Here is a 16,832-nt window from a genome sequence, read left to right on the forward strand (position 1 = left end):
AGTAGTAGACATGTTTATGTGCACATGAAGAAAAACAACAAATAATAAAAACTTCATACTACTGAACTAGAGGCAGATTCAGATGGCTTCTATTGACAAAAAAATTCAAAAACTGATTGTAAAATTTTTGTGCTTATCAACAAAAGACAAGGAAGCGCGACGATGGAAACGCTCCTTTCTTATGACACTTGGACTTCTTGACCTCTTTCAATCCCCCTTAATGCTCCTGAAAACCATCGGAACGCGGTTCACAAAGCCCGATTGTTACATAATCGAACTGAACCCCTTCCATATGGAATGCTTATACGCAATACACCGCTATATCAAAGACGGGAATCACAGCACCGTCATCTTGACAACACCGCAGAACGCCAGCTTAAACCTGTTCCCAGAAGACGTGAAAGTTATCCCAATACTGCCCGTTTTTGTTAAATTGCTTGATAGGCTCAGCTTTTTTAACGGAACCAGATTTATCTTTGCTGGCTCCTATTACATTACATATAGCCAGACAACTATAGAAAGCTTCCTACCTAACTACATAGCATCAAATGCCAAGGTTCTGGTTATCGATCATGCGCCCGGGGTATTTGCGGCGATTAAATCTTCTTCACCTAACGTACATAAGTTCGTGCTGGCGGAATTTCTCTCTGAGAAACACAACCTGCCGTTTGTGTATACCTGCATGTACCCCGGTGGAGAGGACCATAAGAGAGAGAAAGATCTGCTATCTGTGGGTATTGTAGGACAGCCAAAACGTCGGGACATCGATTCCCTAATCAATATCATTGATGAAAACGAAGATATCTTCACCTACATCATCGCGTGCTGGATCGATCCAAAATATAAAGAACACTTCAACACACTAAAAAATGTTGCTTACTACGAGAATGCAAGCTTTGCGAGGCTATTTGACTGCTGCCGCAAGGCAACTTTCATTCCGTTCCTAATCCATGATGGCAATGACTATTATTTCAATGCCATCAGCGGAAATTTAAATCTATCAATCGGCTTTGGTCTCATTCCAATAATCGAAAGAGAGTTAGGTACACTCTATGGATTTGATGAAACCATGGCGATCTTTTATGAGAGCAAAGCAGATTTAGCACGCGCGGTAGAAGAAGCACGCTCGATGAGTAGAGAAACAATCAAAAACTATCGATTGAACCTACTGAATTACAAACAAGAATTGGAAGCTAGGTCATACCAGAACATCGTCAGCGTTCTAGAGCAGAACTCCTCTCCCGAGAAGCCTGAGCGTCCACCTCTAGATTAACTTCTGGATGATCCCGTTCTGGCCCCAACCGCCAGAACCTGTGCAGTACCACGTCACCAATGTGTCCTAGCCCTTTCTTCCCCATTAGACTAGACGGAGAAACGATCGCAGCGATGCCGCTTTGAAGGGAAATACACCGCATGGGTGATATAGATGAGCTTCCAGCCAAGCCCAAGTCCCCTCCTCGCCGCAAGAAGAAGCGCAGGAAAGCCACCTTTGCCTCAGAAAGCGAAATGTGCACGCACTTCATCAGCAAGCTGCCTGTAGAGTGGATCGCATATCCTGAATGGGGCAATTGGGATATTCTGCTGGTAAGGCATTCCGACGGTTTTCAAATCGGCATTGAGGCAAAGCTCCGCCTCAACGCCAAAGTCATTTCACAAGCCGCTGAAAATGCCTATCAATGCGACAAGCCGGGGCCCGACTGCCGCGCCATCCTCATCCCCAAAGGCTCCAATCTGGATTTCCAGCCGGTCTGTAACATCCTGTCCTTGCAAATCATTGAGATTGAAAGTGAAAGCTCTAAGAGCCCAAGTACGGTCAATTGGTATCGCCCTAAATTACCTAACCCGGACCGCGCCTCTCCGGCAGGAAATTTCAAAGAGTTTTACCCCACCGAGCGCCTGGAACTGCCCGAAATCATCCCCATTGTGGAAGCTGGCAAACCCTCTCCCATTAAACTGACACCTTGGAAAATCAAAGCCATCAAGCTTGATGTGCTCCTCAAAAAGCATGGCGTCGTCACCCGTAAACTGTTCAAGGCACTCAATCTCAGTACCACCCTCTTTCTCCACTCCGGAAACGACTGGATGCGCAAAGGCACTGCGCGCGGAGAGTGGGAGCGCGGCGCAAACTTCCCCAATTTCAGAGCAGGATGCGAAGAAAACTACGACGAGTTGGAGAAGCGTTACAAAACCTGGGCGAAAACTCTGCCTCTCGAAGACATAGTAAAACCAGAACGCGAGGAAGAACCTGTCACATAAGTGCCAGGATTTCCCTGTAGGGTTGCAGATTGAACATGCCCTCAAAACAACAGTGTTTTACTTGACGCAAAAAGCTGCTAACTTACCGTTAGGTAAACCTAGCAACTGGGAGGGAGCGATGGTTTTTAAAACGCAGGACAGTTCAGGCAATTTCACAACCTACAAAGACGCAAAGCGGCATTACTGGCTGATCGCATATTTTGGCAGCAGTATCACAGTATTTAGCGTGGCACTCTATGCGTACACACAGGTCACGGCGACACTATTTCTTCCTCTTTTCTACTTCTTCATCATCATCCCCGGACTTGATGCCCTCCTTGGCGAAGACCCATACAATCCACCGGATGATGTACTGGCCCAAATGTCAGAGGACCCGTATTACAGCCGCCTTGTGCGCTGGCTCGTCCCCTACGCATGGATCAACCTATTTGCAGGTGTCTGGCTCGCCGGCACTTACGACCTCCCGCTCTGGCTCATTGCTTTGTTTGCCTTTGGCATGGGCCTGTTCGGCTCTGGCACCATCATGCTGGCCCACGAACTAGGCCACAAAACCAACAAAACCGACCAGCTGCTCGCCAAATTTGCGCTCGCAGTTGTCGGCTACGGCCACTTCTGCATCGAGCACAACCGCGGCCATCACATCCACGTGGCAACACCTGAAGATCCGGCCAGCGCCCGCATGGGAGAAAGCGTCTACGCCTTCGCATGGCGCGAGATCCCCGGTGCATTTGTAAGGGGCTGGCAGAACGAAAAGATGCGTTTGCAAAAGAAAGGCTTAGGCACTTTCTCCCTGCAAAACGATATCCTTCAAGGCTACGCCATCACGCTGATTGTTTTCGCAATATGCACTGCTCTCTTCGGCTGGACGGCTCTTCTTCTGCTCGTCATTCAAGCCATTGTGGCCTGGTACGGCCTCACGCAGGCAAACTATGTTGAGCACTACGGGTTGCTGCGCCAGAAGGACGAAAACGACAGGTATGAGCGCTGCCAGCCGCGTCATTCATGGAACACCAACCACATCTTCTCAAACCTGAGTACGTTCCACCTACAGCGGCATTCAGATCATCACGCCAATCCATTGCGCCCCTATCAGACCCTAAGAAACTTCCCTGATCTGCCACGCCTTCCAAGCGGGTATCCGGGCTGCTTCGCATTGGCTGCAGTTCCCTCACTCTGGTTCAGAACCATGGATCCCAAGGTGATGGAATGGGCAGGCGGCGACATCAACAAGATCAACCGCGTTGAGGGCTATGAACCTGCAGGCAAATCTACGCTCAACACCTGTTGAAACACACAGAATACCAGTACAACTCATAGCAATCGAAAGGTCACCCCGCTAAAACAGAAATAAGTTTTCAAGCGGGGTAAGACCAATGCAGCACGGTGGTGATCTTTCAAAGGCAATTGCCGCGTTTGGCGGGACCGAAAGCGACTGGATGGACCTCTCCACCGGCATCAACCCCGTTGCCTATCCAGCAGCAGAACACATCACCGCCCGCGGTCTGACAGATCTGCCGGGCGAACGCGCCGAGAATGCGTTGATCGAAGCAGCTCGACAAGCCTATAACCTCTCTCCCAATTCCGCTATCGCAGCCGCGCCGGGCACACAGGCAATCATCACAGCCCTCCCCTATTTACTGGGCGCTAATTGCTCCATATCCATCATTGGCCCAACCTATTCCTCCCACGAGGAGAGCTGGAAAGGTGCTGGCGCAACAGTCCAGTGCATTTCCAAAGAGCAAGCACATGAAGCCACCACAGATCACCTGCTGCTGGTAAACCCAAACAACCCGGACGGTCATATCTTCACAAGGGAAGAACTGCTGAAACTTGCGGCTATCAAACAACAAAACGGCGGCTACCTGATCGTCGACGAAGCCTTCATGGACCTTTACCCGCAAGCTTCTATCATTCCGCAGATCAAGGACCTGCCCATTCTGGTGCTGCGCAGTTTCGGCAAGTTCTTCGGCCTTGCGGGCTTACGCCTCGGCTTTCTGGTCGGCCCAAAAGAGGTAACAGAAAAGCTGCAAAACCAGTTCGGCAGCTGGGCAGTATCAGGCCCCGCACTGGACGTTGGCCGCGCCGCCCTAGCGGACCTGAACTGGCAAACTGAAATGCGCAGCTCCTTGAAGAGCGAAATGGGCCTCTTCAGCACACTGCTGAAAGATCAAAACATTTCAATTGTAGGCCAAACGGATCTTTACATCCTGATCGAGCACCCATTAGCCCACCCACTCCACAATGCCTTGGCAAAGGAGAGGATCTGGACGCGGGTGTTCGACTTCAGCGAAAACTGGATGCGGCTGGGACTGCCCGCCGCTGATTCAGACCGGCAACGCTTTGCCAAATCCTTTAAAGATGCGCTGCAGACGGTAGAAGACCATGCTGCTTTTTGAACATACGCTCTGGATCGTCCTGCTCGCCATCCTGCTCGACGCCGTCATCGGTGATCCTGACTGGCTCTGGTCAAGGCTTCCCCATCCGGTCACGCTGATCGGCAAGCTCATCTCCTTTATGGACCGCACATACAACAAACCTGAGTTCCAGCGCAGCGTACGCAAGACCAACGGTATCTTCGCGCTTGTTGCTCTGCTCATCTGCGCCGCCCTTGCAGGCTTCATCCTACAGGCTGGACTAAGCTACCTGCCCTTCGCAGATGTCCTGATCGCACTGGTTGGAATGACGCTGATCGCGCAAAAAAGCCTCTACCAACACGTGGCAAGAGTCCGCGATGCCCTACGATACTCCGGGCTCACCGAAGCGCGTAAACAAGTCTCCATGATCGTCGGCCGCAATCCGGACTATCTGGATGAAGCTGGCGTCAGCAGAGCAGCAATTGAATCATGCTCTGAGAATTTCTCCGACGGGATCGTCGCCCCCATCTTCTGGTTTGCAGTGCTCGGCCTGCCCGGCCTCTTCATGTACAAGTCCGTCAACACAGCCGACAGCATGATCGGTCACAAAAACGAGATTTACCAAGACTTTGGCTGGGCCTCCGCCCGCTTTGATGATCTCATCAACCTGCCCGCCTCACGCTTATCTGGCCTTCTCATTGTGCTGGCAGCGTTGGTTTCACGCCGCCCCTACAAAGCCGCAACTGAAACCATCCTCAGAGAAGCAAAGAACCACCGCTCCCCTAACGCAGGCTGGCCAGAAGCCGCAATGGCCGGCGCACTGGGCGTGGCACTGGCAGGCCCACGCCAATACGCAGAATACAGCGTAGATGACCCATTCATGAATGCAGAGGGGCGTAAAGAAGCGAATGCAGACGACATCGACAGTGCGCTAAAACTCATAGCAATTTCCTGCACCCTGCTGGGACTATTTATCGCTGCAGCAGCATTGATCCTTTAGACACGCGACTGCGCAATACCCCAAAGCGCGTCCAGATCAAGGTGCGTCTCAAGATGATCAGCAAGCGCATCCAAAGCCTGCTCCACCCTGTGCTCGTAGCTCAGTTGAGAAACTGCGCCAAACCCTTTCAGGAAGGCAGCGCGAAACGCATCGGAGCCAAAAATCCCATGCATGTAACAGCCTGAAATCAAGCCGTCTTTCGAGATTGCTCCATCCACATGATCGCCAAGATCAACAAAAGGCCGCTCACAATCCGCACCTGTCGTCCGGCCCACATGGATCTCATAACCAGTAACATTCTCCCCACTCGGTATGTGTCGCCCGGTCTTCTCAGTGGTTTCTTTGTGAGGTGTCAGAATGGTCTCAACATCCAGCAATCCGAGCCCCTCGACAGCGCCCGCCGCTCCCTCGATACCATCAGGATCAGCAATCCTCTTGCCAAGCATCTGGTAACCACCACAAATCCCCAGAACCTGACCACCACGGCGCACATGCGCGTAAAGATCGATATCCCAACCCTGCGCACGAAAGAACGCCAGGTCTCCAATGGTCGATTTTGTTCCCGGCAGTAGAACCACATCCGCATCAGCAGGAAGTACCTCGCCCGGCAGAACAAACTCAAGCGAGACATCAGCCTCCATGCGCAATGGGTCAAGATCATCAAAATTAGCAATGCGGCTGATGACCGGAACGACCACCTTCAACTTGCCATAGCTAGTGCTCTCAGAAAGATCCAAAGCATCTTCAGCTGGCAGGTCCATTACTTTAGGAAACCACGGCACAACCCCGTTGCACGGCCAGCCGGTCTTTTCTTCAATCGCCGTCACACCCTTATCAAAGAGCGAAGGATCACCGCGGAACTTATTGATAAAAAACGACTTTATGCGCTGCACCTCAGCTGGTTCCAGCACTACATGGGTCCCAACAAGCGAGGCAATGACGCCACCGCGATCGATATCCCCGCACAGCACCACAGGAATATCCGCTGCATCCGCAAAGCCCATATTGGCAATATCACCAGCACGCAGATTTATCTCCGCAGGCGAACCTGCCCCTTCCACCAGCACCAGATCAGCCTTTGATTCAACCTGCGCAAAACTCTCCATAACATATTGGATAAGCGTGCTTTTCTGCCTACCAAACTCAGCCCCGCGCATCGTTCCAAACCGCTTGCCCTGCACAATAACCTGCGAGCCGCTGTCGTTCTCCGGCTTCAGCAAGACTGGATTCATATGCACACTTGTTGCAACCTTCGCACCCCGCGCCTGCAAAGCTTGAGCGCGCCCGATCTCGCCGCCGTCAGCAGTGACAGCAGCATTGTTGGACATGTTCTGCGGTTTGAAGGGCTGCACGGAAAGGCCGCGCCGTGTGAAAGCGCGGGCCAGTCCGGCGACAAGAACACTCTTGCCAACATTGGAGCCGGTGCCCTGTATCATCAGGGCCGGCTTTTTTATTCCCGTTTGTGAGGAAGGCACGATCTAGAATTCAACCCCTTCCTGAGGCTTCACACCGGAGCGGAACGGGTGCTTGATCTGGCCCATCTCGGTCACAAGATCCGCAATCTCGATCAGCTCTTCCTTCGCATTACGGCCAGTGATAACCACATGAACATCCTCAGGTTTTTCGTCGCGCAGGTACGCAACAACCTCTTCAAGCGGAATGTATTCATAACGCAGCACAATGTTCAGCTCATCCAGCAGAATCATCTTGTGCTCACGCGAACTTATCAGCTCTTTAGCCGCATCCCATGCAGCGCGTGCAGCATTAATATCCCGCTGCCGGTCCTGCGTTTCCCACGTAAAGCCTTCGCCCATACGCTTGATGGTGACCAGATCAGAGAACCGGTCCAGCGCCATGCGTTCGCCGGTTTCCAGACGACCTTTCACGAACTGCACAACAGCAACTTTGTGACCATGGCCAAGGCTGCGGAAGATCATACCAAAACCAGCGGTGGACTTGCCTTTCCCCTTACCGGTGTGGACGATCAGCAACCCTTTCTCAATGGTTTTAGTCGCCATGATCTTGTCACGGGCCGCCTTCTTCTTGCGCATCTTTTCTGCGTGGCGGGCGTCCAGTTCCTGTTCACTCATGTCAGCTTTAGTTACCATCTTATTCCCCTCGGTCCATGAGTGCGCGTCGCAACTCTAACAAATCATCATAGGCGCTGTTTCGTTTCGGCACCCACATATCTCGTTGAATGACCTCTAAGAATCGCTCGGTCATTTCCAAAAGCGCTGCGGAATTCTTCTCCGCAATAAAGTCTCTCACCTCATCATCATAAAGATATGCATCATATAACTGATCGAAGTGATGGTTTGAGACAGCATTGGTTGTCGCCCCAAATGCAAAAAGATAGTCCAGTGTCGCCGCCATCTCAAAGGCACCTTTATACCCATGGCGCATCACACCGGCGATCCATTTTGGATTGGCAGCTCTCCCCCTGACAACCCGTCCAATTTCCTCAGAAAGCGTGCGAATGACAGGGCGCTCCGGGCGAGAATGGTCGTTGTGGTAGATGTGTGGGGCTTCACCTTTGAGCGTTTCAACAGTCGCCGCCAAACCGCCCTCAAACTGATAATAGTCATCAGAATCAAGGAGATCGTGCTCTCTGTTGTCCTGATTATGAACCACTGCATCAGCATGTGTGAGCCGGGTGACCAGATCGTCCTTGGCCTGTTCTCCTTCTTGTGAACGACCATAAGCATAGCCGCCCCATTCCAGAAAACTCTCCGCAAAGTCCGCACGGTTATCCCACAGCTTCTCATCAATCAGTGCCTGCAGGCCAGCACCGTAAGCCCCCGGTTTACTTCCGAAAATCCGCGTGGATGCCCGCTTGCGTGCCTGCCCTTCTTCAACACCTTTAGCCAGTAGTCCCCCAAGTTCTGATCGGAACCGGGCTGCCAGCGGATTGGCCTCTTCCGGTTCATCCAACTCCGAGATCGCTGCAACTGCCGCATCGAACAGATGTATGAGTTGCGGAAACGCATCGCGAAAAAAGCCGGAAATTCTGAGGGTTACGTCGACTCGAGGGCGCTGGAGTTCGGAAAGTGAAACAATCTCGAAACCAGTGACACGACCAGAGGCCTCTTCCCACACAGGGCGAGCCCCAATCAGGGCCAGCGCCTGTGCGATATCATCCCCGCCGGTGCGCATATTTGCGGTTCCCCAGCAGCTCATGGCGATGCTTTGCAACCACTCGCCGTGCTCCTGAAAGTGACGCATAATCAGAGCACTAGCGCTTCGTTCTCCCAGCTTCCACGCGACTTTTGTGGGAACGGCTCGAACGTCAATAGAATAAAAGTTACGCCCGGTCGGCAGCACATCTGGCCGCCCACGGGACGGCGCACCTGATGGCCCAGGGGGGACAAACCGTCCTGCCAGAGAGGATAACACCCCCTCCACCTCTGCAGCCCCAGAGGCATCCACAGACCGTGCAATCTCTTGCTCCAAGGCCTCCAACACAGCACAAGTCGCTGTAAACTCGACAGGAACCGCCGTTTCACCAGAAACAAACGCCAGTGCCAGCGCTTCCAGCCGCTCCACCGTGTCACCGCAGCTACGCCATGGCGCGTCAACAAGCTCCTGCAGCAGAGCAGGCCGTTCGCCGGTCCAGTCCTGCTCAAAGGCACAGTCCAGCGGGTCGAACCCAAGCAGATTCAAATCCTCAGCATGTGCGCGTAAGAGACTGTTCTCATGAGGCTTTTCACCACGCGGCACACGCAATAAAGCCACCAGCAGCTCTGCCCGCTGTTCCCCGGTTGGCGACTGCCCCAAAATGTGCAGCCCGTCGCGGATTTGCAGCTCTTTCAAGTCACACAGGTACGCATCAAGCCGCGCCAGACGGGTGTCCTCATCCATGTCAGAGGTCAGGCCAATATCCTTGTCCATCCCTTCGCGCGCAGCAACGCCAAGTATCTCTTTTCCTAGCGCTTTCAGACGGCGGTGGTCCACTCCGGCGGCGATGTAATACTCATCCAGCAATGCCTCCAGCTCCAAAGCCGAACCATGGCTCTCAGCGCGGGCCAGTGGAGGGGTAAGATGATCAATGATCACCGAGGATAACCGACGTTTCGCCTGCGATCCTTCACCGGGGTCGTTCACGATGAAAGGATAGATGTTCGGCGTTGGGCCAATCACCGCCTCCGGGTAGCAAGCCTCTGATAATGCAAGAGCTTTTCCCGGAAGCCATTCCAGATTTCCGTGTTTACCAAGGTGAATAAGTGCGTCCGCACCAAAACTGTCACGCAGCCACATGTACCAGGCAAGGTAATGATGCGGAGGCACCAGCGCCGGATCGTGATAAGTCTCTTTAGGATCAATGTTATAACCACGTGCAGGCTGAATACCGACGGTAACATTGCCGTAAGTCTTCAATGCAAGCCGGAAAAAACCACCCACGATATGCGGATCTGCCTCCGGCGCACCCCAGCGCTCCTCAATCCCCTCACGCACTGCCAAAGGCAGCTGGGAAAACAACTGCTTATAACGCTCCAACGAGAACTCTTCCCCGCCTTTGCGTTGCTTTGCGTCGTTAAGTGCGTTGGTAGGCCCAGCGAGAAGGTCCTCTATCAACGCCTCGGAATTCTCAGGCGCCCCGTCAACAACCCCATAACCTTCTGTTTTCAAGGCCGAAAGCAGGAGTGCGCAGGAAGCAGGCGTATCCAGCCCAACCCCGTTTGCTATACGCCCATCCTTATTGGGATAGTTTGCGAGGATTATGCCGATTTTGCGTTGGTTTGCGTCGGTATGCTTCAGCCGAGCCCAATTGGCCGCCAGTGCTGCCACAAACTGCACCCGATCCGGTTTTGGTACAAACCGAACAAGCGAACATTGTGTCTTGCTATCACGGTCTCCCTCTTCCTTAAACGAGATCGCCCGCGTCAAAAGACGGCCATCAATTTCCGGAAGCACCACATGCATGGCAAGGTCACGCGGGGATAAGCCCTGATCACTGTCTGCCCAGCCCTCTTCCGAGGACGACGACAGCACGATTTGCAAAACACATGCACCTTGCTTGTCCAGCACCGTGCCGGAATGAACAGCACCAGCGCTCGACAATGCAAACGCAGTCGCGTTCAAAACCACATCCGGCGGGCAAGCATCAAACACGCTGGAAAGAGCGGCCGCGCATTCCGCTTGCTTCAGGCTGGCCACATAAAGCACCAGCGGATTAATCCCCTGTGCCTCCAACTCGTGGCATAATGCCTGCACTGGCTCAATGGCTCCGCTCTGGTAAAGCGCACGGTAGAACACAATGGCGGCAACTGGTCGGCTGGGGTCTTTCCAGCTCGCCCGCACATCATCTAGGGACGGCAGTGAATGACCCTGCAATACCAACCCGGCACGCGGCAACGCCATCGGCTCAGGTGGTGTCTCAACAGGCAGCTCCGCAATCTGCGCCGCATAAAGCAACGCACCGGAAAGGTTTTCTGCACCACCTTCAATCAGGTAGCGCCACATCATCTGCGCAGCTTCAACCGGAACAGTCGAACGGCTGACCAGCTCCTCATCCCACTTATCGTCACCGGGCAGCAGAACCAGCTTCACGCCCTCTGCACGGGCAATCGCTTCCAACCGCTCAACGCCATAACGCCAGTACTCAACGCCGCCCAAAAGGCGCACCACCACAAGCTTGGAGGCCTGAATGGTCTGTTCCACATAAAGATCAACGGAATACGGGTGCAACAACGCCAGAAAGCTGGCAAGGCGCAGAGAGTATCCTTCATGCTGGGCATGAGCCGCCGCAAGGCCGGCAAGCTCCGTGTCCGCTGCGCTCAAAAACACAACATCCGCTGGCGCCTGCCCAAGATCGACGGCCTCTTCTCCATCATCCAATCGGCGTGATTGTCCGACAAGTACGTGCATCAGACATAAACCACGTCAAATGTGCTCAAAGCTGACTGCACACCGTGCTTATCGAGCCCCGCAAGTCCAATCACAACCAGCTTGGAGTGGCTCTCGCTGCCAGCTGCAAACCAAGCCTCAACCCGTGGCCCAACCGCCTGCACCAAAACAGGAGCCGTTTTGCCTTCAACCACCACGCTGCCTTTAATGCGCAGGACACCAGAAACCCTCATGGCAGCTTCAACCTGGCTCCTAACCTCGTCCAACGAGGCAAACCGGCGGGTTGGCAGCACAAAGCTCTCAAAGTCATCATGCGAATGATCGTGATGATGATGGTGGTCGTCGTGGTCGTGGTCGTGGTCGTGGTCGTGAGCATGCTGCGCTTCATGGTGCGAAAGCCGCAAGTCCATATCATCTTCTGCGCCCGCATCACGTCCAAGCAGAACATCCAGCGCCAACTCGCCATGAGAAGCGGCAACAATCTCAACTCCGTCACGCACACGGCCACGAATGGTCTCTTTCACAGCTGCCAGCTCGGCTTCGCTCAAAAGGTCGGCTTTAGAAAGCACCACCAGATCCGCACAGGTCAGCTGATCGGCAAACAATTCTTCCACCGGGCTTTCGTGGTCCAGCGCCTCATCAGCCGCCCGCTGCGCCGCAACGGCCTCTTCATCAGAAGCAACCTTTCCGGCAGCAACTGCAGGCGCATCCACCACGGTCACCACACTATCCACGGTCACGCGCGGCTTGACAGAAGGCCAGTTGAACGCCCGCACCAAAGGCTGCGGCAGCGCAAGACCAGAAGTCTCGATCACAATCACATCCGGCGTCTGCTCCCGCTCCAGAAGCATTTCCATGGTTGGCAGAAAGTCATCAGCAACAGTGCAGCAGATACAGCCATTGGCCAGCTCAACCACTTCATCGGCAGAACAATCCGGGTCTGCACAGCCATTGACCAGCGATCCGTCAAATCCCATCTCGCCAAATTCATTGACAATGAGCGCGATCCGCTTGTCCTTCGCTCTCGTCAAAAGGTTGCGCACCAGCGTTGTTTTGCCCGCCCCGAGAAAACCAGTGATGATCACCGCAGGGATCTTTTTGGAAGGAGCAGCAAAGAAGGAAGTCATAGGGAAATCTCCGGGAAAACAGAAGGCTTCAGCTGCAAGGGCTGACCTGCTGCAATAAACAGAACATAATGGCAAAGTTCAGCAACACGCTGATTAAGGCGTCCCGCCTCATCTCTAAAGGCGCGGGCCATGGCATTTTCAGGCACAATACCCATGCCCACCTCATTGCCAACAAACACAACAGGGCACGGCAGACTGGCAAGAACTGAGGCAAGTTTGTCCAGCTCCACTCTCCAGTCTCGTTCCGCATGCATAAGGTTTGAAAGCCAAAGGGTCAGGCAGTCCACCAGAATGGCGCACTCTGTGTTGGCATGTGCCTCCAGCACCCGCACAAGCTCCAAAGGCTCCTCAACAGTGTCCCAAAGGTCGCCGCGCTGCACCTTGTGCTGCGCAATACGCGCCTCCATTTCACCGTCAAAGGCCTGGCCTGTAGCGATATAGATCGGACGTCGTCCACTGCTCAAAACCAGCTTCTCGGCATATGCGCTTTTCCCGGAACGGGCACCGCCCGTTACAAGACAATGGCGAGGATCACGCTCGCCTCTCTGTTCAGCCATCAGGTTCAGCTGGCCAAAGCGCGCAGGGAAGCCGCAGCTTCTAAGGAAGGGTATGAAAGTAGAGCAGCTGTCTCACATGGAGACAGAAAAACATGTGTCATGAGCACCTCTCGCCGTCCACCCGACAGCTGTGTAATGTCAATTCTATCTCCAGCCGGTCTCCTGGCTCGCGGCTTAACCGACCATAGCCCCTTCCCAGCCCCTCAAAGGCCAGTGGGATTCTCGCAATGGTCTCGCCGCTCACAGTTGCGGGGGCAGCTGCGGCATACTTCCATAAAATGGAACCGCATTCCCGTTTCATCTTTTTACATTCCGCATGCACAGATCATAAAAAGAAACTGGAGGTCTTGCCTTCAGTGTTGGGCGTAATTCGCGCGCCTGTCAATTGACTTTGTGTGAATTCCAACATCCTCAGAAGATCAAACCCGCAAAAATCGCGGGTTTTAGTGATCTCTGGCTAACCCACTTGGATATCTCAATAAAAAAAATGAGAAACTGTCCACAAATCGAAAAATTCCTAAAAAACGACTTGGCAAACACACCATGCCTCTGTAAAAGCCTCCTCACGCAAACGGCGAGGCAAACTCGCAAGGGTGTCATGATCCCCGGTAGCTCAGTGGTAGAGCAAGCGGCTGTTAACCGCTTGGTCGCTGGTTCGAATCCGGCCCGGGGAGCCATCCTTTTTCGTTTGCAGCCATACGGCAAGATCATCGTGATCCCCGGTAGCTCAGTGGTAGAGCAAGCGGCTGTTAACCGCTTGGTCGCTGGTTCGAATCCGGCCCGGGGAGCCACTCTTTTTTGATTGCAGCCATATGGCAAGGACATCGTGATCCCCGGTAGCTCAGTGGTAGAGCAAGCGGCTGTTAACCGCTTGGTCGCTGGTTCGAATCCGGCCCGGGGAGCCATCCTTTTCTAAACATCCCTCCCTCTCTTCTTAAGCTTAGTTTCTCCTCACAAAACACGTGCGTTCGCGTCTATCCAAAAAACAAGAAAAAGAATGGGTAGAAAACCATGTTCACACGAAGCGAAGTGGGAGCACTCTCAAGTGCCGCTGGCCGCAGAAACGGCATCCATCTGGGTAGAAGTCTCTTCCGCACAAAAGCGGAGGCTCTCTATTTTGCAGCAAAGATAACCCTGATCCTGCACATGGCCACCCATTAACCCTGACAGCGCCTCCCTCAATTGTATGGGAGGTTCATATTGGGGTAGCTGCGCAGCAAATAACGCGCGTCACAATGCAGCCCAATCGCACTCAACACGCCAAAAAACCTGCTGAAATGAGCGGTCACCCTCTTAAAAACAGGAGTTTTTTAGAATTTTTGAGATTTTTTTTCAATCCGCTTCCGTAGTGGTATTTATCACAATCCTATCCAATTCATATTGCCAATCAGCACAATGAAAATTTTACATAATAACAACTAAAGAATCTTCAAGTATTAATACGAGAACTCTGATTTACATACAATTATTATGACATAGATACTCTAAGTAAATAACTATACCCCTAATGTATCGGGTACACACTGTTACGATATTTACTGTCTGACAACTGTACTGCCACACATAAAAAGGCACCCCTCTGGGTAAGTTGCTGCGTGAAAGTCAGGGAGCCACCAATGAGTAGTCTGTTCACACACCGCGCTTTGCCGCGCGTCTTGAATCCCCGCAATGTCGGCACCGGGCTTACAGCCGCATGCATGGCAGCTCTGCTCGCATTTGCCTCGCCCTCACTGGCCGAAACACCACCAGCAACGGACCAAGGCGCATCTGAACCAAAACTGATCGGAAAGTCTGAAGCTGGCCACACCTACGCCATGCCCGAGGACTTTATCGCCGTCACCGTTGCACCACCCGTTGAAACACCGAATGCAGACCCTCTGGAGAGTGAGCTGTCCATCTGGGTGGGGGCAGTTGAAATTCAGGGCCGCGAGACCCTTTGGGTCGAACTAATCGACGAGCATGGTGAAGTGATCTACGATTCCGAGGTTCAGCCCAACGAAACCCACCTGCTGCCCGATGGCCGCGCCATCGCCGTGGCTATTATGACGCCGGACATCCACCCCCAGTCCATGCAGTCCGCTCAGGTTTTAAAAGACCAGACCCGCGCACCCATGCACGAGCGTTTTGTTGTCACCAGCAAAGCAGCCTTCAGCCCGGCAATGGATACGCAAGTCACCTTGCTTGAGGTTCAGCCCGCCCCTGAGGAAACCGATAACTCCTTCATGCTCAAAGCTGGTGAAAATGGTGAGACCATTTGGAACGCCACCAAAGGCGCTGTCACATGGCTGGAACGTGAGTAACGGGCACAGGCAACACGCACGCAAATCGATACTCTCATAAATCCCATTTAGCGTGACTATTCGAACTGCGTGCGCATCATCAGAAACTTTATTCTCACGAAATTTCATAGCTAGAAAAATATCCTAATCTCACTCACGCTTTGGCAGGTCATTTCTTGTCCTCCTCAGACCGGCACAGTAGCGTGGTCTAAAAGCTGTCGAAGACGCACATTTAAAATTTATGCTCATTCCACTTATTTGAGAGAGACTATGGACACGCGCGCCTCTGCCATCGAAGCTATTGGCAACACCCCCCTCATCCGCCTGAAGGGCCCATCCGAGCGAACCGGCTGTGAAATCCTCGGCAAAGCCGAATTCATGAACCCGGGTCAGTCCGTCAAGGACCGTGCAGCCCTCTTCATCATTCAAGATGCAGTCAAACGCGGCACCCTCAAACCCGGTGGCATCATCGTGGAAGGTACCGCTGGCAACACCGGCATCGGCCTTGCACTGGTCGGCAACGCTCTGGGCTACCGCTCTGTGATCATTATTCCAGAGACCCAGTCCCAGGAAAAGAAAGACATGCTGCGCATCGCTGGCGCAGAGCTGATCGAAGTTCCGGCAGTTCCCTACAAGAACCCGAACAACTACATCAAAGTCTCCCAGCGCATTGCAGAAGAGCTGAACAAAACCCACCCGCAAGGCGCTATCTGGGCCAACCAGTTTGACAACACCGCCAACCGTCAGGGCCATATTGAAACCACCGCTCAGGAAATCTGGCAGCAGACCGACGGCAAAGTGGATGGTTTCATCTGCGCAGTCGGCACCGGTGGCACTTTGGCTGGCGTCGGCATCGGCCTGAAGCAAAAGAACCCGAACATCAAGATCGGCCTTGCAGACCCACACGGCGCAGCGCTTTACAACTACTACGCCCACGGCGAACTCAAAGCGGAAGGCTCTTCCATCTCCGAAGGCATCGGCCAGGGCCGCATCACCGCCAATCTGGAAGATGCCCCCGTCGATTTCCCATACCGCATTTCCGATGAGGAAGGCCTGCTGATCAACTTCGAGCTGCTGGAACACGAAGGCCTCTGCCTCGGCGGCTCCTCCGGCATCAACGTGGCTGGTGCAATCCGCCTCGCCAAGGAACTCGGCCCGGGCCACACCATCGTGACTGTGCTGTGTGACTACGGCACCCGCTATCAGGGCAAGATGTTCAACCCGACCTTCCTGCGCGAAAAAGGCCTGCCAGTACCGGAATGGATGGAACGCAAGTCTGACATCACCATTCCATTCGAGCCAGCCTGACCTGTCAGGACTTTTCGCAATCCGCTGACACCACTAGGGGTTACGCAGAACTAGGAACAAACCCTAAAGTCGGTTGGGCTTTAGAACAAAAGTACCAACCACTTTAG

13 protein-coding genes, 3 tRNA genes and 1 riboswitch are annotated in these 16,832 nt (G+C 53.5%); of the genes, 11 read left to right on the forward strand and 5 right to left on the reverse strand.

Translation table 11 applies throughout. The annotated features are described in order from the left end of the window. Nucleotides 1-82: 82 nt before the first annotated feature. From IE076_RS13550 to cbiB, 5 genes are all read left to right on the forward strand, one after another. Nucleotides 83-1,273 (forward strand): hypothetical protein, encoded by a 1,191-nt coding sequence (locus IE076_RS13550; RefSeq protein ID WP_189437304.1) that lies wholly within the window; start codon nucleotides 83-85, stop codon nucleotides 1,271-1,273. 140 nt (nucleotides 1,274-1,413) lie between these two features. After that, entirely contained in the window at nucleotides 1,414-2,256 is an 843-nt protein-coding gene (locus IE076_RS13555) for a hypothetical protein (protein WP_189437305.1), read from the forward strand. 118 nt (nucleotides 2,257-2,374) lie between these two features. Further along, the gene (locus IE076_RS13560) at nucleotides 2,375-3,544 is read left to right on the forward strand and encodes an alkane 1-monooxygenase (RefSeq protein ID WP_189437306.1); all 1,170 of its coding nucleotides are present in this window, start codon (nucleotides 2,375-2,377) and stop codon (nucleotides 3,542-3,544) included. Nucleotides 3,545-3,629: 85 nt separating this feature from the next. After that, nucleotides 3,630-4,652, forward strand: a complete 1,023-nt coding sequence (cobD, locus tag IE076_RS13565; RefSeq protein ID WP_189437307.1) for a threonine-phosphate decarboxylase CobD — start codon at nucleotides 3,630-3,632, stop codon at nucleotides 4,650-4,652. Further along, nucleotides 4,639-5,610 carry an adenosylcobinamide-phosphate synthase CbiB gene (gene cbiB / locus IE076_RS13570; RefSeq protein ID WP_189437308.1) on the forward strand — a complete coding sequence of 324 codons (972 nt, stop codon included), beginning with the start codon at nucleotides 4,639-4,641 and terminating at the stop codon, nucleotides 5,608-5,610. The genes cobD and cbiB overlap by 14 nt, the downstream gene beginning before the upstream one ends. On the opposite strand, the gene IE076_RS13575 is transcribed toward cbiB, so the two are convergent. From IE076_RS13575 to cobU, 5 genes are read right to left on the reverse strand one after another with little or no spacing between them, the layout of a single operon-like run. Beyond that, nucleotides 5,607-7,046 (reverse strand): cobyric acid synthase, encoded by a 1,440-nt coding sequence (locus tag IE076_RS13575; RefSeq protein WP_189437309.1) that lies wholly within the window; start codon nucleotides 7,044-7,046, stop codon nucleotides 5,607-5,609. The two genes, cbiB and IE076_RS13575, sit on opposite strands and share 4 nt — an antisense overlap. 42 nt (nucleotides 7,047-7,088) lie before the next feature. Further along, a complete protein-coding gene (cobO, locus tag IE076_RS13580) occupies nucleotides 7,089-7,718 on the reverse strand; it encodes a cob(I)yrinic acid a,c-diamide adenosyltransferase (RefSeq protein WP_054664529.1) in 630 nt (209 codons plus the stop codon). Nucleotide 7,719: 1 nt separating this feature from the next. Beyond that, the gene (gene cobN, locus IE076_RS13585; protein WP_189437310.1) at nucleotides 7,720-11,475 is read right to left on the reverse strand and encodes a cobaltochelatase subunit CobN; all 3,756 of its coding nucleotides are present in this window, start codon (nucleotides 11,473-11,475) and stop codon (nucleotides 7,720-7,722) included. Next, a complete protein-coding gene (cobW, locus tag IE076_RS13590; protein ID WP_189437311.1) occupies nucleotides 11,475-12,581 on the reverse strand; it encodes a cobalamin biosynthesis protein CobW in 1,107 nt (368 codons plus the stop codon). The genes cobN and cobW overlap by 1 nt, the downstream gene beginning before the upstream one ends. Continuing rightward, nucleotides 12,578-13,138: a bifunctional adenosylcobinamide kinase/adenosylcobinamide-phosphate guanylyltransferase gene (gene cobU, locus IE076_RS13595; protein ID WP_189437312.1), complete on the reverse strand. Its 561-nt coding sequence runs from the start codon at nucleotides 13,136-13,138 to the stop codon at nucleotides 12,578-12,580. The genes cobW and cobU overlap by 4 nt, the downstream gene beginning before the upstream one ends. Before the next feature lie 148 nt (nucleotides 13,139-13,286). Beyond that, a riboswitch (cobalamin riboswitch) is annotated at nucleotides 13,287-13,482 on the reverse strand. Nucleotides 13,483-13,740: 258 nt separating this feature from the next. On the opposite strand from cobU, the gene IE076_RS13600 reads away from it, so the two are divergent. The 6 genes from IE076_RS13600 (at nucleotide 13,741) to IE076_RS13625 (ending at nucleotide 16,725) form a co-directional block, all read left to right on the forward strand. Continuing rightward, a tRNA-Asn gene (locus IE076_RS13600) sits at nucleotides 13,741-13,815 on the forward strand. A gap of 39 nt (nucleotides 13,816-13,854) precedes the next feature. After that, nucleotides 13,855-13,929 (forward strand) — tRNA-Asn (locus IE076_RS13605). 39 nt (nucleotides 13,930-13,968) lie between these two features. Then, nucleotides 13,969-14,043, forward strand: a tRNA-Asn gene (locus IE076_RS13610). Nucleotides 14,044-14,149: 106 nt separating this feature from the next. After that, on the forward strand, nucleotides 14,150-14,299 hold the full coding sequence (locus IE076_RS13615; RefSeq protein WP_189437313.1) for a hypothetical protein: 150 nt from the start codon (nucleotides 14,150-14,152) through the stop codon (nucleotides 14,297-14,299). A 455-nt stretch (nucleotides 14,300-14,754) separates the two neighbouring features. Then, the gene (locus IE076_RS13620) at nucleotides 14,755-15,438 is read left to right on the forward strand and encodes a hypothetical protein (RefSeq protein ID WP_189437314.1); all 684 of its coding nucleotides are present in this window, start codon (nucleotides 14,755-14,757) and stop codon (nucleotides 15,436-15,438) included. Between the two features lie 249 nt (nucleotides 15,439-15,687). Beyond that, the gene (locus IE076_RS13625) at nucleotides 15,688-16,725 is read left to right on the forward strand and encodes a cysteine synthase A (RefSeq protein ID WP_189437315.1); all 1,038 of its coding nucleotides are present in this window, start codon (nucleotides 15,688-15,690) and stop codon (nucleotides 16,723-16,725) included. The last annotated feature ends 107 nt before the right edge of the window (nucleotides 16,726-16,832 follow it).

Origin of the sequence: Pseudovibrio japonicus, from assembly GCF_014651595.1 — a bacterium.
Classification (GTDB): domain Bacteria; phylum Pseudomonadota; class Alphaproteobacteria; order Rhizobiales; family Stappiaceae; genus Pseudovibrio; species Pseudovibrio japonicus.

Bases quoted from the DNA above. Each gene is read 5' to 3' on its own strand.
- IE076_RS13625 (WP_189437315.1), top strand. From the start codon at position 15,688: ATGGACACGCGCGCCTCTGCCATCGAAGCTATTGGCAACACCCCCCTC.
- cobW (WP_189437311.1), bottom strand. From the start codon at position 12,581: ATGACTTCCTTCTTTGCTGCTCCTTCCAAAAAGATCCCTGCGGTGATC.
- cobO (WP_054664529.1), bottom strand. From the start codon at position 7,718: ATGGTAACTAAAGCTGACATGAGTGAACAGGAACTGGACGCCCGCCAC.
- cbiB (WP_189437308.1), top strand. From the start codon at position 4,639: ATGCTGCTTTTTGAACATACGCTCTGGATCGTCCTGCTCGCCATCCTG.
- IE076_RS13615 (WP_189437313.1), top strand. From the start codon at position 14,150: ATGTTCACACGAAGCGAAGTGGGAGCACTCTCAAGTGCCGCTGGCCGC.
- IE076_RS13550 (WP_189437304.1), top strand. From the start codon at position 83: ATGGCTTCTATTGACAAAAAAATTCAAAAACTGATTGTAAAATTTTTG.
- cobU (WP_189437312.1), bottom strand. From the start codon at position 13,138: ATGGCTGAACAGAGAGGCGAGCGTGATCCTCGCCATTGTCTTGTAACG.
- IE076_RS13560 (WP_189437306.1), top strand. From the start codon at position 2,375: ATGGTTTTTAAAACGCAGGACAGTTCAGGCAATTTCACAACCTACAAA.
- IE076_RS13575 (WP_189437309.1), bottom strand. From the start codon at position 7,046: ATGATACAGGGCACCGGCTCCAATGTTGGCAAGAGTGTTCTTGTCGCC.
- IE076_RS13620 (WP_189437314.1), top strand. From the start codon at position 14,755: ATGAGTAGTCTGTTCACACACCGCGCTTTGCCGCGCGTCTTGAATCCC.
- cobD (WP_189437307.1), top strand. From the start codon at position 3,630: ATGCAGCACGGTGGTGATCTTTCAAAGGCAATTGCCGCGTTTGGCGGG.
- cobN (WP_189437310.1), bottom strand. From the start codon at position 11,475: ATGCACGTACTTGTCGGACAATCACGCCGATTGGATGATGGAGAAGAG.
- IE076_RS13555 (WP_189437305.1), top strand. From the start codon at position 1,414: ATGGGTGATATAGATGAGCTTCCAGCCAAGCCCAAGTCCCCTCCTCGC.